At 72.7% G+C, this 20,572-nt stretch carries 20 protein-coding genes and 1 pseudogene; 13 read left to right on the forward strand and 8 right to left on the reverse strand.

Annotated elements, in window-relative coordinates:
- Positions 1-96 precede the first annotated feature (96 nt).
- A complete protein-coding gene (locus ACN28A_RS33155) occupies positions 97-489 on the reverse strand; it encodes a hypothetical protein (RefSeq protein WP_421402177.1) in 393 nt (130 codons plus the stop codon).
- A gap of 14 nt (positions 490-503) precedes the next feature.
- Between ACN28A_RS33155 and ACN28A_RS33160 the strand changes: the two genes are divergently transcribed.
- Complete coding sequence (locus ACN28A_RS33160; protein WP_421402180.1) at positions 504-767, forward strand: Scr1 family TA system antitoxin-like transcriptional regulator; 264 nt, start codon at positions 504-506, stop codon at positions 765-767.
- Positions 768-792: 25 nt separating this feature from the next.
- Positions 793-1,000: pseudogene (locus tag ACN28A_RS33165) on the forward strand (DUF397 domain-containing protein); the annotation flags it as partial.
- 144 nt (positions 1,001-1,144) lie between these two features.
- Here ACN28A_RS33165 and ACN28A_RS33170 read toward each other — a convergent pair.
- From ACN28A_RS33170 to ACN28A_RS33190, 5 genes are all read right to left on the reverse strand, one after another.
- Positions 1,145-2,575, reverse strand: coding sequence for a serine hydrolase domain-containing protein (locus ACN28A_RS33170; protein ID WP_421402183.1), 1,431 nt, complete (start codon positions 2,573-2,575; stop codon positions 1,145-1,147).
- A gap of 225 nt (positions 2,576-2,800) precedes the next feature.
- Entirely contained in the window at positions 2,801-4,213 is a 1,413-nt protein-coding gene (locus tag ACN28A_RS33175) for a glycoside hydrolase family 30 protein (protein WP_421402185.1), read from the reverse strand.
- Between the two features lie 274 nt (positions 4,214-4,487).
- Positions 4,488-5,012: a GNAT family N-acetyltransferase gene (locus tag ACN28A_RS33180; RefSeq protein ID WP_421402186.1), complete on the reverse strand. Its 525-nt coding sequence runs from the start codon at positions 5,010-5,012 to the stop codon at positions 4,488-4,490.
- A gap of 270 nt (positions 5,013-5,282) precedes the next feature.
- The gene (locus ACN28A_RS33185) at positions 5,283-5,933 is read right to left on the reverse strand and encodes a DsbA family oxidoreductase (protein ID WP_421402188.1); all 651 of its coding nucleotides are present in this window, start codon (positions 5,931-5,933) and stop codon (positions 5,283-5,285) included.
- Between the two features lie 16 nt (positions 5,934-5,949).
- On the reverse strand, positions 5,950-6,132 hold the full coding sequence (locus tag ACN28A_RS33190) for a hypothetical protein (RefSeq protein WP_421402190.1): 183 nt from the start codon (positions 6,130-6,132) through the stop codon (positions 5,950-5,952).
- A 75-nt stretch (positions 6,133-6,207) separates the two neighbouring features.
- On the opposite strand from ACN28A_RS33190, the gene ACN28A_RS33195 reads away from it, so the two are divergent.
- Together ACN28A_RS33195 and ACN28A_RS33200 are read left to right on the forward strand one after the other, a co-directional pair.
- Positions 6,208-6,603 (forward strand): winged helix-turn-helix transcriptional regulator, encoded by a 396-nt coding sequence (locus ACN28A_RS33195; protein ID WP_421402193.1) that lies wholly within the window; start codon positions 6,208-6,210, stop codon positions 6,601-6,603.
- Between the two features lie 421 nt (positions 6,604-7,024).
- On the forward strand, positions 7,025-8,041 hold the full coding sequence (locus ACN28A_RS33200) for a glycoside hydrolase family 11 protein (RefSeq protein WP_421402196.1): 1,017 nt from the start codon (positions 7,025-7,027) through the stop codon (positions 8,039-8,041).
- Between the two features lie 389 nt (positions 8,042-8,430).
- On the opposite strand, the gene ACN28A_RS33205 is transcribed toward ACN28A_RS33200, so the two are convergent.
- On the reverse strand, positions 8,431-9,543 hold the full coding sequence (locus ACN28A_RS33205; protein WP_421402199.1) for an anti-sigma-D factor RsdA: 1,113 nt from the start codon (positions 9,541-9,543) through the stop codon (positions 8,431-8,433).
- A complete protein-coding gene (shbA, locus tag ACN28A_RS33210) occupies positions 9,540-10,118 on the reverse strand; it encodes an RNA polymerase sigma factor ShbA (RefSeq protein ID WP_421402200.1) in 579 nt (192 codons plus the stop codon). Before shbA ends, ACN28A_RS33205 begins: the two co-directional genes overlap by 4 nt.
- Positions 10,119-10,346: 228 nt before the next feature.
- Between shbA and ACN28A_RS33215 the strand changes: the two genes are divergently transcribed.
- From ACN28A_RS33215 to ACN28A_RS33255, 9 genes are read left to right on the forward strand one after another with little or no spacing between them, the layout of a single operon-like run.
- Positions 10,347-11,450 (forward strand): ABC transporter ATP-binding protein, encoded by a 1,104-nt coding sequence (locus tag ACN28A_RS33215; protein WP_421402203.1) that lies wholly within the window; start codon positions 10,347-10,349, stop codon positions 11,448-11,450.
- 56 nt (positions 11,451-11,506) lie between these two features.
- Positions 11,507-12,256, forward strand: coding sequence for an MlaE family ABC transporter permease (locus ACN28A_RS33220; protein WP_421404771.1), 750 nt, complete (start codon positions 11,507-11,509; stop codon positions 12,254-12,256).
- A 1-nt stretch (position 12,257) separates the two neighbouring features.
- Positions 12,258-13,061, forward strand: a complete 804-nt coding sequence (locus ACN28A_RS33225; RefSeq protein ID WP_421402205.1) for an MlaE family ABC transporter permease — start codon at positions 12,258-12,260, stop codon at positions 13,059-13,061.
- 7 nt (positions 13,062-13,068) lie between these two features.
- Positions 13,069-14,409 (forward strand): MCE family protein, encoded by a 1,341-nt coding sequence (locus ACN28A_RS33230; RefSeq protein WP_421402207.1) that lies wholly within the window; start codon positions 13,069-13,071, stop codon positions 14,407-14,409.
- On the forward strand, positions 14,406-15,455 hold the full coding sequence (locus tag ACN28A_RS33235; RefSeq protein ID WP_421402209.1) for an MCE family protein: 1,050 nt from the start codon (positions 14,406-14,408) through the stop codon (positions 15,453-15,455). Before ACN28A_RS33230 ends, ACN28A_RS33235 begins: the two co-directional genes overlap by 4 nt.
- Entirely contained in the window at positions 15,452-16,435 is a 984-nt protein-coding gene (locus tag ACN28A_RS33240; RefSeq protein WP_421402210.1) for an MCE family protein, read from the forward strand. The genes ACN28A_RS33235 and ACN28A_RS33240 overlap by 4 nt, the downstream gene beginning before the upstream one ends.
- Positions 16,435-17,775 (forward strand): MCE family protein, encoded by a 1,341-nt coding sequence (locus ACN28A_RS33245; RefSeq protein ID WP_421402212.1) that lies wholly within the window; start codon positions 16,435-16,437, stop codon positions 17,773-17,775. Before ACN28A_RS33240 ends, ACN28A_RS33245 begins: the two co-directional genes overlap by 1 nt.
- Positions 17,772-19,283: an MCE family protein gene (locus tag ACN28A_RS33250; RefSeq protein ID WP_421402214.1), complete on the forward strand. Its 1,512-nt coding sequence runs from the start codon at positions 17,772-17,774 to the stop codon at positions 19,281-19,283. The genes ACN28A_RS33245 and ACN28A_RS33250 overlap by 4 nt, the downstream gene beginning before the upstream one ends.
- Complete coding sequence (locus ACN28A_RS33255) at positions 19,280-20,569, forward strand: MCE family protein (RefSeq protein WP_421402217.1); 1,290 nt, start codon at positions 19,280-19,282, stop codon at positions 20,567-20,569. Before ACN28A_RS33250 ends, ACN28A_RS33255 begins: the two co-directional genes overlap by 4 nt.
- The last annotated feature ends 3 nt before the right edge of the window (positions 20,570-20,572 follow it).

The raw sequence follows: 20,572 nt of genomic DNA on the forward strand, positions 1-20,572 counted from the left end.
GCGTTATCCGGCCGGGGTAACGCCTCTGGTGTCCAGGTGACCATCGGCCGTGACGCGCCAGGGCGGCCGTGACGATCCGGGGCGGTCGCTGCTCTGTCAGGCGGTGGGGTCGGGAGCGCAGGGACCGTCGTGGTCGGTGCGGAGGAGGCAGCGGGGGCCGGGTGCCGGGAGCGGCCGACCACAACAGACCCGATGGCGTACGTGCGGCGTGTCCTCCGCGCAGACCGTGGCCGCCTCCGCGTCGACCTGCGGCAGGAAGCCGAGCGACCGGGCGAGCGCGTACGCCAGGTCGACCGCGCCGGCCAGGTCGGCACTTGTCGCGGGTAGCTGGATGACGTACCGGGGTGCCGGGGCGGGCGGCTCGGGAGACACCGGTACGCCGTCCCGGGGTAGTCCCTCGAAGACCCGGTCGGCGATCCGGTTCGGCGGTGTCCGGCGCTTCTCCGGAATCGTGCCGCCGATCGATCGCAGTGCGCGTACCGGACTCACGCAGCCCGGCGCTGATGCGCGGCCAGCTCGCACACCTCGGCGAACTGCTCCGCCGCCCCAACGTGCAGGTCCGGGTCCTGCCAGCCACCATCGGCCTGCACCCCGGCCTCGACGGCTCGTTCTGGCTATTCAAGATGCCGAAGCCGTATCCGGACGTGGCCTACGCCGAACACCTCGGCGGAAGACTGTTCATGGAAGCGCCGAAATCCAAACGGTACGCGGAGGCGTACGCTCGGTTGCGAGACATCGCACTCGACCCGTCCGGTCGGCGAAGCTGATCGAGACGATCGCGGAGGAGCTGTGATGAGCGAATCCCTGCCGGCGGTTGCCTGGCACATCAGCACGAAGAGCGCGAGCAACGGCGGAAGCTGTGTCGAGGCCGGCCCGCTGCTGGACGGCTCGGGCCGGGTGGCCGTACGGCACAGCAAGGCCCCGGAGGCAGCCGTGATCGTCTACACCCGACAGGAGTGGGACGCGTTCCTAAATCGGTGCCAAGGACGGCGAGTTCGATTCACCACCCCCGCCTGATCCAGGCCCGCCTGATCCGGTCGCCTGCGGGATCGCCAGGCGGCCGGCGCGGGATCGCCCGACGGCCGGCACGGGATCGCCCGGCGGCCGGCACGGGATCGCCCGACGGCCGGCACGGTGCCGCCGTCTACGCGACATCGGGCCTGGTCATCAACGGCGACCGAAGGTGCAGTTCCAGACTGGGACTGGTCAGGGGCACGATGTGCCACCTCGCGACCGCCGTTCCCGCAGCGGCGTCGACCACCAGCCGGACCCGGTGCGGAGTGGTGATGACGTAGAGGTCGGCGACGAAGGTGTTGCCCTGCCAGGCGCCGGTCGCGACGACCGGGCGACCGAGCGGTGAGCTTTCCCGCCAGGTGCCGTGGCCGACCTCGACGGTGAGGGACGACCCGAGCCGCAGGTGCCAGCCACCGTCGACAGGATCGACGACCACAGTGGTTCCGGCGGGTAGCGCCGAGTCCTCGGCAGAGGCGTCGAGTTCCGCCTTGACGGCACGCTCAGGGACGGCCGAACCCGGCACCGGCGGAAGTGACAGCCGCCGCAGCCGCTCGGCGAGGATCCCGTCGTCCCGGGTGCTCGCCGCCTCGTCCAGACCGGGCAGCAGGCACTCCCAGACGGGGTCGAGTACCGCCTCGCCCTGCGTCACGGCGGCGGTCACCACGACCACGAGGTCGTGCGGCGGGACGACGAGACAGAACTGGCCGAAGGCGCCGTCGGCGCGATAGCCGTGCCGGGACATCCAGAACTGGTAGCCGTACCCGCAGAGCGAGTCGGGGTTCTCCGACCAGCCCTCGATCTGGGTCGTCCCGACGTGCCGGCTGGTCGCGAGCCGCACCCACTCGCCCGGGACGAGTTGCCGGTCGCCCCAGCGCCCGTCCCGCAGCAGCAGTTGGCCGAAGGCGGCGACGGCCTCGGTCGGCAGGTGCAGTCCGGTGAATCCGGGGACGGCGCCGCTGGCCACCCGGTCCCATTCGGCGTGCTCGACGCCCATCGGCCCGAACAGGCGGTCTTCGAGCAGTGCCGGCAGGCCCCGGCCGGTCACCCGTTCGACCATCCGGGCCAGGATGAAGGTCGTCGGATTGTCGTACGCGTGCCAGGTGCCCTCGGGCTCGGTGAACGGTACCCGCAGGAAGCCCTTCACCAGGTCGCCCGGCTCCAGCCGCCAGGCCGCGTCCAGGCTGTCCGTGCGATGCCCGGCCGTCATGGAGAGCAGGTGGTGCACGGTGAGCCGACGCCCCTGCTCGGAGATGTCGGCCGGAACGTGGTCGGGCAGCACGTCCACCACCCGGTCGTCCAGCGAGAGCAGCCCGTCGGCGATCGCGAGACCCACGGCGACCGAGGTGAACGACTTGGTCACCGAGTAGAGAAGGTGCGGACGCCCGGCCGAGTACGGCGCCCACCAGCCTTCGGCGACGACGTGGCCGTGCCGCACGATCATCAGGGAGTGGCACTCGACGGACTGCGCTTCGAACCGGTCCAGCAGTGCGGAGATCGCACGGGACGACACCCCCGAGGCAGCCGGTGTCGAGCGTGGCAGGAGGGTACGCCGAGGGGGCATCTCGGCACACTAACCAACAAGGACCGCCCCGGTCGAGCCTTCGCGATGTCGCCTGGGCGCCCGCGGTAGTACCGGAACGCCGGGCTGCCCCGGCCCGAGCGGACGATGCCGTCCGGGCCGAGGCAGCCGGGGTCGGTGCTGACCGGGATCGGTACCAGCCGGGTCAGTGCCGGCCGGCGTCGGTACCAGCCGGGTCAGTGCCGGCCGGGGTCGGTACCAGCCGGGTCAGTGCCGGCCTGGGCGTTCGCTGACCAGGGTGGTCAGCGACCGGGGCGCCAGCGTGACCGTCGAGTGCCGGCCCTTCCCCGCGACGACTCCCGGCACCCTCTCCAGGTTGTGCGTGGCGTCGGTGACGTACCCGGTGGGCCGCTTCAGGTCGACCTCGGTGGTGACCGTCTGCTCGCCGGTGTTGATGATCTGCACGACCTCGCTGCCGTCGGCGTTCCGGTAGGCCGACACCTTGAGCCCGGCCACGCCGCTGTCGACGCCGATCCGGACCGCGCCGGGACGGATGAACCGGCTGTACGCGGCGAAGGCGTAGAGCCGGGACGACACCCGGTAGGTGTCGTTGGCGTCGTCGACCTGGACCAGTGCCGCCGTCGCGCCCCGGGAACCGCCGAGCCAGAAGAGGAAGGCGCTGGCATCGGCCAGCGCGAGCGAGTCGTGGATCCGCTCGGCGAGCCTGATGCCGTCGGTGCCCTTTCCGCTGTCCCACGCCTCGTTCCAGCCGTCCTGGACACTCGACGCCGCCCACTCCGACATCCAGGTCGGCGCCGTGGTCGGCAACGGATGCTCGGCCGGGCTGGCGTAACCGTGCCCGGTGAAGACCTTCAGGTGTCTCCGGGCTTCCGGATCCGCCTCGATCGCCTGCGCGTACGCCTCCGACTGCTGCCAGCCGAACGAGTCACAGCAGGCCACGCCCACCCCGGCCCGCCTGGCGATCGGCCCGAGCACCTTCATGAACTCGGCGGCCTGGGCCGGGGTGAACCGCATCGAGGCGTACGAGGTGGTCCAGTCGGGTTCGTTGGTGAACCCGATCTCGTCGAGCCTGATCCCCTCCTGCCGATAGAACCTGGCGTACTGGACCAGATAACGCGCGTACGCCTCCCGCCAGTCGCCGCTGGCGCAGGTGACGCCCTGTAGTCCGCAGAGTGCACCGCCGTTGGTGTCGGTTCCGTTGTCCTTCATGTAGCCGGGCGCACTCCAGGCGTCCGCGTAGAACCGGTCGATGCCGCGCTTGCGCGCCTCCTTGACGTACCAGACCTGGCCGCCGTCCCAGCCGTCCCACTGGTAGTTCGGGGTGGCGTCCGGCCCGCCCGGGTCGGTCGGCTGGATCGACAGCATCCAGTCGTACGGGTCGGTCGAGGAGGAGCCGATGCCGAGCCGGAGGATGCTCGGGGCCGCGCCCGTCCGGCGGTCGAGGAGCAGGTCGAGGACCTGTTCCCGGTTCTGCTCCGACAGGTTGTGGATCAGCGTGGTGCGCTGGAACGCGATCGAGTAACCGAAACCGTCGATCTTCTGGTGCCGTTCGGCACGGTCGAGGCCGATGCCGGGCCGGGCTGGGTGGGCCTGGGCCGGCACGCCGGCCAGGACGGTCACGACCACGACGGCCGCGACGAGACTGGGGGATCGAAGCACCAACTGCTCCTCGGGGTGCTCACGGCGTGGGGTAACCGGCGGGGCGGGCGCCGCGTTCTCCGCACTCCTGTGTGGACCTTCGACCGGCCTGGCATAGACCAGCGCCGGTTTCCGTAGGTTAGCGTTCACACCAGGACGGAGTCAGCCCGGACCAGCCTCTCGGACCGCGGACCGCGGGCGGCGGACGGCGGACGGCGGACGGCGGGCGGCGGACGGCGGACGGCGGACCGCGGACCGCGGACCGCGGACGGTCAGGTCGACAGGCGGCGGACGGTCAGGTCGACAGGCGGGCCGCGTAGACGCGTACCGGATCGCCGGAGCGCGACGTGGTGGTCCGCTCGAAGCGGAGGCCGATCTTCTCCGCGATCCGCTGTGACGGGATGTTCTCCGGATGGATGATCGCAATCAGCCGATCGACACCCAGCAGCTCGCGCGCGTGGTCACGGCAGGCGGCGGCAGCCTCGGTGGCGAATCCCCGGCCCTGCAGGTCGGCCCGGACGTGGTAACCGACCTCGACGTCGACCACCCCGTCGACCTCCTGCGGCGTCAGGCCGCAGTCGCCGACGAACTCGCCGGTCGCCCGCGACCTGATCACCCACAACCCGAAACCCTCCCGCCGATAGAGGCCCTCGTTCCACCTGATCCAGTCCAGCGCCTCGGCCCGGTCCTTCGGACGTGGGTAGTACCGCATCACGCCCGGGTCGCCGAGCAGCGCGGCTATGTCGTCCAGGTCGTCCGCCGTCATCTCGGCGAAGGCCAGCCGCTCGGTGGCGGCAGGTGGGCGGCGGCGGGACTGCACGGTGCCTCCTCGACCTGGTGACCGGCTCGACGCGTGTCCTCGCTGGTGCCCGGCGGTCAACGACGGCGCATGGCGAACCACGCGGCGACGGCCACCACGACCGCGATCGAGGCGATGCAGCAGAGCAGAGCCAGCAGATGCCACGGCTTGAGAGCGCCCATGGCCGTCGACCCTAGTAGGTCACCCCGCCCAGGGCAGCCCCGGGTCGCACCGCCGTGCGCCCCGCGCCGCCCCGCCGTGCGATCCGCCCCGCCCTGCGATCCGACGGGTTCAGCGGGCTCCGGCCGCCGACTCCTGGTGGGCGGTGTCCAGCGCGCGCAGGAACGCCTCGACCGGCTGCGCGCCGGAGATGCCGTACCTGCGGTCCAGCACGAAGAACGGCACACCGTTCGCGCCGAACGCCCTGGCCTGGGCGATGTCCGCCTCGACCGCGGCGGCGTACTCGTCGCCGGACAGCACCCGGCGGGCGGCGTCGGCCGGCACCCCGACCTCGGTGGCGAGCCGGACCAGCGTGTCGGCGTCGTCGACGTTCTCCGCCTCGACCAGGTTGGCCCGCATCAGCCGCTCGTGCAACTCGGTGCCGAGCCCGTACTCCCGGGCCAGGTGGGTCAGCCGGTGTGCGTCGAAGGTGTTCGCCATGATCGACTTGTCGAGCTGGTAGTCCAGCCCCTCCTCGGCGGCGAGCGCGGTCACGTGCCCCTGCATCGCGGCGACCTGGGCCGGCGAGGCACCGAGCTTGGCCCGCAGCGCCTCCGGCACCGGCCGGGGCTCCCCCTTCGGGTACGACGGGTCGAGCTGGAAGCTGCGCCAGACCACCTCGACCTCGTCGGCGTGCGCGAACTGCCCGAGTGCCGTCTCCAGCCTCCGCTTGCCCAGGTAGCACCACGGGCAGACGATGTCGGACCATACTTCGAGTTGCACTGGTCTTCTCCTCGCTCTAAAGGCAGGCGCCGTCCGCGCAGACCGGGGCGTCCTCGGCTGCGGCGAGCATCACCAGGCCCGGGACCGCCGGCAACGGTGCGTGCTCTGTCGGCTTGTCACCTGGTACGTCCGGTTCGGTGGCCGCCCGGCTGGCCGACCCGGCTGCCGCCGACTCCGCCTCCGACCTGGTCAGACTCATTTCGGCTCCCTAGTTACTCCTTGTTCGTAACCCCATTGTGCGTCAGTATGATGCCAGCGGTAAGGAGGCACTTCCATGTCGGCTACGCACAGCCGTGTGCCCTTCACCCCGGACGCCGACGGCGACTGCCCGGTCCGGGAGGTGCTGGACCGGGTCGGCGACAAGTGGAGCGTGCTGGTCGTGGTGCTGCTCGGCCGGGGCACCCACCGGTTCACCGAGCTGCACCGGGCGATCGACGGGATCAGCCAGCGGATGCTCACGCTGACCCTGCGCGCCCTGGTCCGGGACGGCCTGGTCAGCCGTACGGTGCACGCCAGCGTCCCGCCCCGGGTCGACTACGCGCTCACCGACCTCGGTCGCACCCTGCTGGTGCCGCTGGTCGCGCTCGACGCATGGGCCAGCGCACACCGGGACGACATCCGGGCCGCCCGGCGCCGCCACGACGAGAGCACCGCCACCGAACGCGCCTGATCGGCCGGCCCCATGGTCCGGAAGTTCTCCGTAACTTTCGGCGGCCCCACCCCGGAGACCGGGTACCCGACCGAGGTGCCGATCGACAGATCATCGGACCGATCGGGTCGACAAGTCGCTGGCCAGCCGAAACGACTCCTGGGGAAATCCCTGCCATGAGAAGGTTTCCGCAATATTTCCGGGAAGCGTTGACATGTGAACGGAACCGGACCAATACTGTCGCCATCGGCAGACCTCCACCACTGTCGATGGCTTACCACCACGTACCGCTCCTCCGGTTGTCGACCGCGCGACGACCGGCCCACCACCACCGCGCCGTACGACGCCGGCGCCCGGTGCCCGTTACCGGGGGCTGACAACCCTGCCGGGTCGTACCGCGCCGCTGGCCCGCGGCCAGCGACCACGAGGAGGAAGCAGCTAGATGAACGACACCCCCACCAGACCGAGAAGGCGCCGTATCCGGCTGCTCTTCGGTGCCGCCTGCGCCGTGGCGCTGACGGTCAGCGGCACCGTGCTGGCCCCCAGCGCGCACGCCGAGGCCGACCGGCAGGTCTGCTCGAACAGCACCGGATCGCACAACGGGTACTACTTCTCGTTCTGGAAGGACAGTGGCGACGCCTGCATGGTGTTGCGCGAGAACGGCCGGTACTCCAGCTCCTGGGGTAGGAGCACCAACAACTGGGTCGGCGGCAAGGGCTGGTCCACCGGCGGCCGCCGGACGATCACCTACTCGGGCAACTACAACCCGGGCAACAACAACACCTACCTCGCCCTGTACGGATGGACGCGGAACTCGCTCATCGAGTACTACGTCGTCGAGAACTTCGGCAGCTACAACCCGAGCAGCGGCGCCCAGCGGATGGGTACGGTCACCACCGACGGTGGCACCTACGACATCCTGCGCAGCCAGCGGGTGAACCAGCCGTCGATCGACGGCACCGCCACGTTCTACCAGTTCTGGAGCGTCCGGCAGCAGAAGCGCAGCAGCGGCACGATCACCTTCGGCAACCACATGGACGCCTGGGCCCGCGCCGGTCTGAACCTCGGCAGCAGCTGGGCCTACCAGGTCATGGGCACCGAGGGCTACCAGAGCCAGGGCAGCTCGGACATCACCGTGTCGGAGGGCGGCGGCGGCAACCCGAACCCCAACCCGACCAACCCGCCGCCCGGTAACGGCAACTGCTCGGTCAGCGTGACCCGTGCCGAGGACTGGAACGACCGGTTCAACACGACCTTCTCGGTCAGCGGCGCGAGCAACTGGGTCGTCAGCATCCGCACCAACGGCGGCCAGAGCCTGCAGAGCAGTTGGAACGCATCGGTCAGCGGCAGCAGTGGCACCATCACCGCGCGGCCGAACGGCAACGGCAACAACTTCGGAATCACGCTCTACAAGAACGGCAACAACACCACACCCACTGCGAGCTGTTCCACCGGCTGACCCTGGGTGTGGGGTGGGGTGCGGTGTCCTCGGTCCTCCGGGGCGCGGACTGACCCGGTGACCAGACACCGCCCCTGTGGCGCGGCGGCCCTCGGCCGCCGCGCCACACTGCTGTTCCGGCAGTTCAGCGCCACACTGCTGTTCCGGCAGTTCAGCGCCACACTGCTGTTCCGGCAGTTCAGCGCCACACCGCTGCTCCGGCAGCTCCCGGCCACCCCCGACAGATCGCCGCACCCGGCCCGGACCGCGCGGCAGGCCGGCCGGGAAGCACCGGATGCCGGGCCGGGCCGCCGGGCCCGTCGGAGATTCCCGGTCCATCGCCATCCTCCGGTCGTCGGATGCGGCGGCGGGCGGTGGCGCCCGCCGCCGGCCAGCGTACCGCCGCCGGTTCAGTCGGGCGGGCAGAGCAGGACGCAGCCGCCACTGGGCAGCAACGGCAGCCCGGACGGCAGCAGTGTCGGCAGCACCGGCAACGGCAACAATCCCCCGTCCGGCGGGTCCGACGGTGACGGCCGCGCCGGACCGGAACGCTCGGCTGGTGGGGGCCTGTCCGGGGTACGCCCCGGAGCGGTCGGTCGCTCGGGCGCGGGCTCGGTCGGCACCGGTCGGGCCGGAGTCGACGGCTGACCGGTGGGCGCCGAGGACCGGTCGGCCGGATCGGGCAGCCCGAGCCGGATCCGCTCGATCTCGGTATGCAGCCGATCGGCTTCCGCCGGGTCGCGGATCTCCCCCACCTGCACCGTCGCCCGGTCCAGTTCCGCCCGCGCCTGCGGGTAGCGGCGCTCCGCCACCGCCTCCCGGGCCAGCCCGATGGTGTGCTCGACGGCCCGGACCGCCGACCGGTCCGGATAGACCGCCGCCGCGACCGGCCAGAGCGGGCTGGTCGGTCCCGCGTGGTTGACCCCGAGCCCGAGCAGGGCGGTGACCACGACACCGACCACACCGGACAGCACGAGGCTGCGGAGAAGCCCGCCGGGTCGCTGCGCTCGGCGGCGGCTTCGGCCGGCGGTGCCGCGCGCCTGCGGTACGGCACCGGGGCGCCCGCGCTCCGTCACGGTGGCTGCTGCGGCCCGGGGACCGGCATCAGCACCGCGCCCGCCCGGCGGCCGGGGCACGTCGGGTCGGGGTCGGCGCCGCGGAGCCGCCGGACGCGGCCGGCGAGGCCGCGTCGCGGGCGTGGGGTCGGAGTCGAACAGGGGCAAATCGGCGTCGAACAGGGGCAGGTCGGCGTCGAGTTCCGCCCGCCAGGCGGTGAGCAGGCCGGCCAGCGGATCGTCCCCGGGGGTCGGGCCGCCCCGGCCCAGCGCGTCGAGCAGCAGGTCGTCCGCGACGACGACATCCGGCTCGGGGACGTCGACCGGACCGGGGTCCACGTCGGAGCCGAGGCCGAGGCCAGGGTCGGGGTCTGCCCGGCCGGTCAACGTGCCGTCCCGTCCCGGCACGGCGCCGCCGCGCGCGTCCGTACCGTCGTCTCGCCCTGCTCCGCCGCGCGGCGTACTCATGCTGCCACCTCGTCCAGTGCGGTGCCGGCCAGGGCCCGCAGCCGGGCCAGCGCCCGGGACTGGGTCACCCGGACGGCGGCGGCCGACATGCCCACGATGACGCCGACCTCGTCGGCGGTGAGGCCGACCGCCACCCGGAGCAGGACGATCTCCCGGTGCACCTCCGGCAGCCTGGCCAGCAGTGCGGAGAGCCGCCGGGCCAGGTCGGTGGCGACGGCCCGCTGCTCGGGGCCGGGCTCGGCGTCCGGCTCGTCCGGCGGCGGGCCGTCCGCCGTCACCGCCGAGTCGCGGATGGCGGCCCGCTGCGCGTCGGCGACCTTGTGCGCGGCGATGGTGTAGAGGAAGGCGGCAAAGGGCCGCCCCTCGTCCCGGTAGCGGGGCAGCGCCCCGAGCACCGCCAGGCAGACCTCCTGGGCCACGTCGTCGGCGGTGGCGTACGCGCCGCCGATCCGGCCGAGCTTGGCCCGGCAGTACCGGACCAGACCGGGGCGTACCTCGGCGAGCAGCATCGCCGTCGCCTCGGGGTCACGTCGAGCCGCCCGCGCGACGAGCTCTGTCTCGGGTGCTGCGGTCATCTGTGGGGTCGCACCTTCGTCGGGGCCACACTCCGGCACCACGCCTGGGTGTTACCGGCGGGTTAACCGCACCGTATCGGGCGCCGCCGCACGGCACCACCGGCGGGGGCGGATTGCCCGTGCGACGATTCGGCAGCTCAACGGCGTACCCACGGAAAGTGATCGAAGAATTACCAGCCCGCGCTGTTGCGCGGAGCGTGCCCGGCGCGATGTCCAGCAGAGACGGCGGTGGACGAAGTGGTCCACCGGGAACTGCGGGCGGGCGGGGTACGGATGGGCGTCGAGGTACGCGTCGAGGGGCTGACCAAGTCCTTCGGCAGGCAACGGGTCTGGTCCGACGTGAGCCTGACCCTGCCCGCCGGCGAGATCTCGGTGCTGCTCGGTCCCTCCGGCACCGGGAAGTCGGTCTTCCTCAAGACACTCGTCGGCCTGCTCAAGCCGGACCGGGGGTCGATCTGGATCGAGGGACGGGACCTGACCCGGCTCTCCGAACGCGCCCTCTACCAGGTCCGCAGGCTCTTCGGAGTGCTGTTCCAGGACGGCGCGCTCTTCGGCTCGATGGACATCTACGACAACGTCGCCTTCCCGCTGCGTGAACACACCCGCAAGTCGGAGTCGGAGATCAGGGCGGTGGTGCACGAGAAGCTGGAGATGGTCGGGCTGCTCGGTGCGGAACAGCGGCTGCCGGGCGAGATCTCCGGCGGCATGCGCAAGCGGGCCGGGCTGGCCCGCGCGCTGGTGCTGGACCCCGAGATCATCCTCTTCGACGAGCCGGACAGCGGGCTGGATCCGGTCCGCACCGCCTATCTCAACCAGCTCATCATCGACCTCAACCAGCAGACCGGGGCGACCTTCCTGATCGTCACGCACGACATCAACACCGCCCGCACCGTCCCGGACAACATCGGCCTGATCTACCACGGCCAGCTGGCCATGTTCGGGCCGCGCGAGATGCTGCTCTCCAGCACCGAGCCGGTGGTCCGGCAGTTCCTCAACGCGCAGCGGGTCGGCCCGATCGGAATGGCCGAGGAGAAGGACTCCGCCGAGCTGCGGGCCGAGGCCGAGGCGGGCGCGCAGTTGCCGCCGCTGCCGCCGATCCCGCCGCAACTCGCCCCCTCCGACGGGCGGCCGAGGGCGGCCGAGCAGCCGCCGGGCCGCTGGTGCGAGGCGAACGGAGTGGTCCCGCCGCCCGGCTCATTCCAGGGCGTGCGGGACAGCGGCGAGCGGGACAGCGGCGAGCGGGACGGCAGCGAGCGGGACGGCGGCGGCGAGCGGGACGGCAGCGAGCGGGACGGCGACAGCGGGTGGCGGCGGACGGAGGCGTTGCGGTGAGCACGCCGCCGGCACCGGGCAGCGGCACCCGCCGGCCGAGCCGGTTCGCCGCCGGGCTGGGCGGGGCCGGCCAGTTCTTCGCGTTCTGCCTCGACGCACTGCGCGGGTTGGCCCGGCGGCCGTTCCAGGTCCGCGAGTTCGTCCAGCAGGCCTGGTTCATCAGCTCGGTGTCGATCCTGCCGGCAGCGCTGGTGTCGATCCCGTTCGGCGCGGTGATCGCACTCCAGCTCGGCTCGCTGGTTCGCCAGCTCGGCGCCCAGTCGTTCACCGGCGCCACCTCCGTACTGGCCGTGGTGCGCGAGGCCAGCCCGATCGTGACCGCCCTGATCATCGCCGGTGCGGGCGGCTCGGCGATCTGTGCCGACCTCGGCGCCCGGAAGATCCGCGAGGAGCTGGACGCGATGCAGGTGCTCGGGATCGATCCGGTGCACCGGCTGGTGGCGCCCCGGATCGTCGCCGCCGCACTCGTGGCGGCACTGCTCAACGGGCTGGTCAGCGTCGTCGGGGTGGCCGGCGGCTACTTCTTCAACGTGGTGGTGCAGGGCGGCACCCCGGGGGCGTACCTGGCGAGTTTCCAGGCGCTCGGGCAGCTCTCCGACCTGGCCGTCGGCGAGGTCAAGGCGGTGCTCTTCGGCGCGGTGGCGGCGCTCGTGGCGTCGTACCACGGGATGACGGCGCGGGGCGGGCCGAAGGGGGTGGGCGACGCGGTCAACCGGAGCGTGGTGCTCACCTTCATGCTGCTCTTCGCGCTGAACTTCGTGATCACCGCGGTCTACTTCCAGCTCGTGCCACAGCGGGGGATGTGAGATGCCGGGACTGCGCACCCTGGACGACCTCGGCGGGCAACTCGCCTTCTACCTGCGGGCCTTCGCCTGGACCCCGCGGGCGCTGCGCCGCTACCGCCGCGAGGTGGTACGCCTGCTCGCCGAGATCAGCTTCGGTCGGGGCGGGCTGGCGGTGGCCGGCGGCACGGTCGGGGTGATCTGCTTCCTGACCTTCTTCACCGGCACCGAGGTCGGACTACAGGGCTACCAGGCTCTCGACCAGCTCGGCAGCAGCGCCTTCACCGGGTTCGTCTCGGCCTACTTCAACACCCGGGAGATCGCCCCGCTGGTCGCCGGGCTGGCCCTGTCGGCGACGGTCGGCTCCGGTTTCACCGCCCAGCTCGGCGCGATGCGGATCTCCGAGGAGGTCGACGCGCTGGAGGTGATGGGCGTGCCGTCGCTGCCGTTCCTGGTCACCACCCGGATGATCGCCGGCTTCGTCGCGGTGATCCCGCTCTACGTCGTCGGGCTGCTCTCCAGCTATCTCGCCACCCGGGCCATCGCGGTCTTCTACTTCGGACAGTCCGCGGGCACCTACGACTACTACTTCCACCTCTTCCTGCCCCCGGTGGACGTGCTCTGGTCGTTCGGCAAGGTACTCGTCTTCAGCGTGATCGTCGTACTTGTGCACTGCCACTACGGCTACCACGCCAGCGGCGGGCCGGCCGGGGTCGGCATCGCGGTCGGCCGGGCCGTGCGTACCGCCATCGTGGCGATCAACATCGTCGACTTCTTCCTGTCGCTGGCCATCTGGGGCGCGACCACGACCGTCCGGATCGCGGGGTGAGACAAGGATGAGCCTGGAGCACCGGGGCTCGCCGCTGGGCCGGCGCGTCCTCGGCATCGTCTTCGTGGCGGTGCTCGGCGCCGCGCTGAGCCTGGCCGTGTTGCAGTATCGGAAGGTGTTCACCCCGGTCGCCTGGGTGACCCTCTACACGGCACAGACCGGGATGCAGCTCAGTCCCGGCGCCGAGGTGAAGCTGCGCGGGGTGCCGGTCGGCGACGTACGCGAGATCGACAGCGACGGGACGCGGGCCCGGCTGCGGCTGGCGCTCGACCCGGACCTGATCAGGCAGGTACCCGCCGACGTCACCGCCCGGCTGCTGCCGAAGACCCTCTTCGGCGAGCGGTACGTGGCGCTGGTCGCCCCGGCCGGCTCCACCGCCGGAGCGCTGCGGCCGGAAGCGGTGATCAGCCAGGACCGCAGCCGCAACGGCGTCGAGCTGGAACGGGTACTCGACGAGGCACTGCCACTGCTCCAGTCGATCCGGCCCGACCAGCTGGCCAGCACGCTCGCCGCGCTGGCCACCGCGCTGGACGGCCGGGGCGAGCAACTCGGGCGGACCCTGGAGAACCTCGACGCCTACCTCACCGAACTCAACCGGGAGCTGCCGGTGCTCACCGAGGACCTCCGGCGGCTCGCCGCCGTGCTGGACTCCTACGACGCCGCCCTGCCGGACCTGCTGGCGATCCTCCGGGACGTCACCCCGACCGCCCGGACCGTCGCCGACCAGCGGACCCAGCTCGCCGCCTTCCTCGCCGAGTCGACCGACGCCGCCGACGTGGGCCGGCTCTTCCTGGACCGGCACGGCGAGCAGGTGATCCGGCTCGGCGAGCTGGGCCGGCCGGTACTCGAACTGCTGGCCGCCTACTCGCCGGAGTACCCGTGCCTGATGCAGGGGCTGGTCGGTGCGCAGCCGCTGGCCGAGGAGGTGTTCCGCAACGGCCGGATGCACGTGACCCTGGAAATCACCCGGGACAACGGCGGATACCAGCCCGGCCGGGACGCCCCGGTCTACGGCGCCTCGACCGGGCCGCAGTGCCGGGAGCTGCCCCGCCCGACGCCACCCGCGCCCGAGGTGCGGATCGAGGACGGTTACGACCACGGCGGCCCCCGCCCCGGCCCGCTGAAACTCCCGGTCGGCAAACCGGCGGCCGGCTCGGACGGCGCCTCCGGCGGGGCTTCCGGTGCCGGCAACCCACCGGCGATGGGCTCCGCCGGCACCGAGGAGGAACGGAACCTGCTCAAGCCGATCATCGGGGCGGCCACCGACACGCTGCCGGCGGCGGTGCCGGACATCGCGGTCCTGCTCTGGGGTCCGCTGCTGCGCGGAGCGCTGGTGAACGTCCGATGAGCCGGGTGGGGATGCGCCGGGTGCCGGTCGGCCCGCTGGTCAAGCTTGTCGCGTTCGCGGCGGTGACGCTGCTGCTCACCGGGCTGCTCGGCCAGGCACTCGGCTCCTTCTCGTTCGGCGGCACCGGTTACCGGGCCCGGTTCACCGACGTCACCGGCCTGCTGCCCGGGGACGACGTGCGGATCGCCGGAGTGAAGGTGGGCCAGGTCGACGACATCCGGGTGGTGCGGGACAGCGTCGCCGAGGTGACCCTGAGGCTTACCGAGGAGGTGCCGCTGCGCAGCACCGTCCAGGCGAAGATCCGCTACCGCAACCTGATCGGCCAGCGCTACGTCGCACTCGCCGAGGGACCCGGCGGCGGCGCCCCGCTGCCGCCGGGCGGGCTGATCCCGCTCACCCAGACCACCCCGGCGCTGGACCTGACCACCCTGTTCAACGGGTTCCGGCCGCTGTTCACCGCGCTGGACCCGGAGGACGTCAACAAGCTGGCGTACGAGATCATCCAGGTGTTGCAGGGCGAGAGCGGTACCGTCTCCAGCCTGCTCGCGCACACCGCCTCGCTCACCAACACCCTCGCCGACCGGGACGCGGTGATCGGCCGGGTGGTCACCAACCTGAACTCGGTGCTGGCGACCCTCGACGCCAGGGACGCCGAGCTCGACCAGACGATCCGGTCGCTGCAACAGTTCGTCTCCGGGCTGGCCGGCGACCGGGAGGCGATCGGCGCCGCCCTGGTCAACCTCGGCAGGCTCACCGGCAGCACCGCCGCGCTGCTCGCCGACGCCCGGCCCGCGCTCGCCGCCGACGTGACCGAACTCGGCGAACTCGCCGGCACCCTGAACCGGAACGCGGCGGTCATCGACGGCACCCTCGGCCGGCTGCCCGACCGGTACGAGGCGCTGACCCGGGTCGCCTCGCACGGCTCCTGGCTCAACCTCTTCGTCTGCGACTTCGACGGCCGGCTCAGCCTCGGCGGCCAGTCCGTCAGCCCCGCCACGTTCAGCTCCCAGGCCGCCCGCTGCGCCGGACCAGGAGGTGCCAGGTGAAACCGTTCCGGGAACGCAATCCCGTCGCCGTCGGCGTGGTCGGCCTGGTGGTGCTGACCGGCCTGCTGCTGACGGCGTTCCGGCTCGACGACCTCACCGCGCTCGGCGACCGGGCGTACGCGGCGGCGTTCCGGGACGCCAGCGGACTGACCGAGGGGAACGAGGTCCGGGTCGCCGGGGTACGCGTCGGCGCGGTGACCGAGGTGGAGCTGGCCCGCGACGGCAGCACCCCGTACGTCCGGGTGCGGTTCCGGGTCGACGACGGCGAGCTGCGGCTCGGCCGGGAGACCGGCGCGACCATCCGGATCAAGACCGTGCTCGGCCAGAAGTACCTGGCGCTGGCCCCGGCCGGGCCGGGCCGGCTCGCCGAGGACGCCGAGATCCCGCTGTCCCGCACCGCGTCGCCGTTCGACGTGATGCAGGCGGTCAGCGGGCTGGCCGGCACCCTCGACGAGATCGACACCGGGCAGTTGGCGACCGCGTTCACCACCCTGGCCGAGACCTTCGCCGACACCCCCGGCAGCGTCCGCTCCTCGCTGGACGGACTCTCCCGGCTCTCCCGCACAGTCGCCAGCCGGGACGCCGAGCTGCGCGAACTGCTGGAACGGGCCCATGGCGTCACCGACGTACTGGCCGACCGGGACGAGGAGTTCCGCCGACTGGTCGCGGACGGGACGCTGCTGCTCGACGAGGTGCACCGGCGGCGGGACGCGATCCACCAGTTGCTGGTCGGCACCCGCGACCTGTCGAGCCAGCTCTCCGGGCTGGTCGCCGACAACCGGGCCACCCTGGAGCCGACGCTGCGCCGGCTGCGCGGGGTGGTCGCCACCCTGCAACGCAACCGCGACAACCTGGAACGGACGTTGCAGACCATGGGTCCCTTCCTGGACGCCTTCACGAACGTGCTCGGCAACGGCCGGTGGTTCGACTCGTACCTGCGCGGGCTGCTCCAGCCGTACGTGCCGACGGGAGGTCGCTGATGCGCCCCTTCTCCACCCGCCTGCTCCCGGCCGGCGCCGGCGTGCTCCGGGCCGGCAAGGGCATGCTCCGGGCCGGCGAGGGTGTGCCGAACCGCCGACGCCGGGCACTGCTCGCCGCCGGGGTGACGGTGCTGCTGGCCGCCGCGACCGCGTTCGTTGTGCTGCACCAGGACACCCCGCAGCGTCGCCTCGTCGCACACTTCGCACGGGCGGTCGGCATCCACCCCGGCTCCGACGTACGGGTGCTCGGGGTGCGGATCGGCGAGGTCGTCTCGATCACCCCGTCCGGGCGTACCGTCCGGCTGGAGCTGCGCTACGACGCCCGGCACGACGTACCCGCCGACGCGTCGGCGGTGATCGTGCCGCCGAGCCTGGTCAGCGACCGGTACGTGCAGCTCACCCCCGCCTACGCCGGCGGTGCCCGGCTGGCCGACGGTGCCGAGCTGCCCGTGGACCGGACGATGGCGCCGATGGAGATCGACGACATCTACCGGGCGCTCGACGAGTTCAACCGGGCGCTCGGGCCGGAAGGCGCCAACGCCGACGGCGCGCTGGACGACCTGCTCGGCACCGCCCGGGCCAACCTGGCCGGCAACGGCGACAACCTGCACGACACCCTGGACGGGCTCTCCCGGGCGCTGGACACCCTCGCCGTCGGGCGCCAGGACCTCTTCGGCACGGTGGCGAACCTGCAACGGTTCACCACCGCGCTGGCCCGCAGCGACCAGCAGGTGCGCGCCTTCAACTCCCGGCTCGCCGACGTGGCCACCCAACTCGCCGCCGAACGGGACGACCTGGCCGCCGCGCTGCGCAACCTGGCCGCCGCGCTCGCCGAGGTGACCCGGTTCGTCCGCGACAACCGGGCGATCCTGAAGTCCAACGTGGACGCGCTCGCGGACGTGACGAACGTGCTGGTCCGGCAGCAGAAGGCGCTGATCAGGATCCTGGACGTGGCGCCGCTGACGCTGTCCAACCTGAACCTGGCCTACAACGCCCGCTCCGGCACCCTGGACACCCGGGCCAACCTGCTCGGCCCGTACGACCCGGCCGCGTATGTCTGCGCGAGCCTGGCCGACGCACTGCCGGCGCCGAAGGTGCCGAAGCGCTGCTTCGAGCTGGCCGAGACGCTCAACCTGAAACGGCTGCCGCTGCCGGAGGAGCTGCGCAAGCTGCTCAACCTGCCACCCTCGGGCAAGCCCACCCCGGTCACGCCGGAGCCGACCGGCACCGGCGAGGACGCGACCGGCGAGGACGGGACCGGCACACCGGCACCCGGAGCGCCCGGCCCGGAGGCGTCGCTCGACCGCACCCTCGGCGGCATCCTGCGAGGTGTCCGATGAACCCGCCGTACTCCGCACAGAGCCCGTCGGGCCTGCGAGCCGGGCGGGCGGCGCGACGGGCGGCGCGGCGGGCGGTCGCGGCACTGGCGGCGGCGGTGCTGGTGACCCCGGTCGGGCTGGCCGGCTGCACCGTGCCGGAGCTGGCCGACCTGCCGCTGCCCGGCGGCGCGCCGAGCGGGCCGTCCTACCAGGTCACGGCCGAGTTCAGCGACGTACTCGACCTGGTGCCGCAGGCGTCGGTGAAGGTGAACGACGTCACCGTGGGCAGCGTGCAGCAGATCTCGCTGCGCGGCTGGACCGCACTGGTCCGGCTCCGGGTCGACCGGACGGTACGGCTGCCCGCCAACGCCACCGCCTCGGTCCGGCAGACCAGCCTGCTCGGCGAGAAGTACGTCGCACTGGCCGCCCCGGTCACCGAGCCGCCGGCCGGACAACTCGGCGACGACGCGGTGATCCCACTGGCCCGGACCAAGCGGTCGGCCGAGGTCGAGGAGGTGCTGGCCGCGCTCGGACTGCTGCTCAACGGCGGCGGGCTGGCCCAGCTCAAGACGATCAACCAGGAACTCGCCGCCGCCCTCCAGGGGCGGGAACCGGCCGCCCGGGACGCGCTGCGCCAGTTGGAGACCTTCGTCGCCGGGCTGGACCGGCAGAAGGCGGACCTGGTCCGCGCGGTGGAGGCCCTGGACCGGTTTACCGGCCGGCTGGCCCGGCAGCGTGCCGTGATCGGCGACGCGCTCGACGCGCTCGACCCCGGCCTCACCGTCCTGGCCGAGCAGCGGGAACAGCTCAGTGCGGCGGTGACCGCCCTCGGCGAACTGGGCCGGGTCGGCTCCCGGGTGGTCACCGAGAGCCGGGAGGACCTGGTGGCGAGCGTACGCGCGCTGCAACCGACGCTCGAACAGCTCGTCCGGGCCGGCGACGCGCTGCCGAAGTCGCTCGACTTCATGCTGTCGTACCCGTTCCCGCCGAACGTCACCGGGGCGATAGTCGGGGACTACATCAACCTGGCGGTCACCGCCGACCTGGACGCCGCGAGCATCCTGGCGAACCTCTTCTCGGCCAAGCCGGTGGCGAAACCGCCGTCGGGGACCCGACCCGGCGGCAGCAGCACCGGCGGCAACCGGCCGGGCGGTGCGACCGGCGGCGGGCAGCGGCCCGGCGACGACGGCGGGCGCCCCGGCGGGGTCGGTCCACTGCTCCCCGGCGTACTGCCACCGGTCTGCCTGCCGGTCGGCGGACTGCTGCCGATCGACTGGCTGCCGCCGCTGCTGCCGGAGTGCGAGCTGCCGGAGGGGTGTGAACTGCTCCGCCCCGGTTCGCTGCTGCCGCCGGGCGGGCTGCTGCCGCCGGGCGGCGTGGTGCCGCCGGGCACGATCTTCCCGCCCGGCACCAAACTGCCGCTGGGCACCATCCTCTCCCCCGGCTGCCTGCTGCCACCGCCGGACGGGGCGACGCAGGGGCGGACCGGCGGGCTGCTCGACGTACTCGGCGGGGGGTCGCGGGGATGATCGGACGTACCGCCCGGCTCCAGGTGCTCGCGTTCCTGGTGGTCAGCGTGCTCGGGATCAGCTATGTCGCGATCCGCTACGTCGGGCTCGGCGACCGGCTGCTCGGGCACGGCTACCTGGTGCACGCCGACTTCGCCGACGCCGGCGGCATCTTCCCGAACGCGTCGGTCAGCTACCGGGGTGTACCGGTCGGCCGGGTCGACTCGGTCGACCTGCACGACGGTGCGGTCCGGGTCACCCTGCGGCTGGACGAGGGGGTCCGGGTACCCGACGCGCTGCGGGCGGTGGTCTCGCAGCGGTCCGCCGTCGGCGAGCAGTACGTCGACCTGCGGCCGGAACGCGACACCGGGCCGTGGCTGCGGGACGGGGCGGTGATCGGCCGGGACCGGACCGGCATCCCGCTGGCCCCGGAGACCCTGCTGGCCAACCTGGACGCGCTGGTCCGCTCCATCGACCCGGACGACCTGGCGGTGGTGATCGACGAGCTGGGTGTCGCCTTCGAGGGCAACGAGGCGGCGCTGCGGCGGATCCTGGACGCCAGCGGCGCGCTGCTGGCCGAGGCGACGGTACGGCTGCCGGAGACGGTGGCGCTGATCCGGGACGGGCGCACGGTGCTGCGTACCCAGCAGGAGTCCGCCGAAGCGCTGCGCCGCTGGGCGGACGGGTTGGCCCGGCTCGCCGAAACGGTCCGGGCGGCCGATCCCGACCTGCGGCGGATCCTCGCCGACGGGCCGCCCGCCGCCACCGAACTGGTCGGGCTGCTGCGCGACCTGGACCCGTCGATCGGCACCCTGCTCGGCAACCTGGTCGCGGTGAACGGGGTGGCCGCCCGGCGGCTGCCCGGCATCGAGCAGCTGCTGGTGGTCTATCCGCTGGTGGTGGACGGCGCGTTCACGGTCACGCCCGGCGACGGCAGCGTGCACTTCGGACTGGTGTTGAACGTCGCCGATCCGCCGGCCTGCGTCTACGACGGCTCCACCGGATGCAGCCGGGCGGAGCAGGCGCGCGGCTCCAGCGTCCGGGGCAACGCGGCGGCGCCCCGGCCCGGCGGCACCGACCCGCCGCCGCCACGCCCCGGCGGGCCGGCCCTGACACAGCCGGACGCGCCGGACGGCGACCACACCCCACCGGTCTCACCGGCCACGGTCGCCGGCTACGACCCGGCGACCGGGCTGGCGCTCGGCCCGGCCGGCGGCCCGCTCTCCTTCGGCTCCACCGGCGGGCAGTACCGGCTCGCCGGCGAACAGTCCTGGAAACAACTCCTACTCGCCGGCCTCGCGCCGTGACCG

This window comes from Plantactinospora sp. WMMB782, from assembly GCF_049179135.1.
In the GTDB taxonomy this organism is placed as follows: domain Bacteria; phylum Actinomycetota; class Actinomycetes; order Mycobacteriales; family Micromonosporaceae; genus Plantactinospora.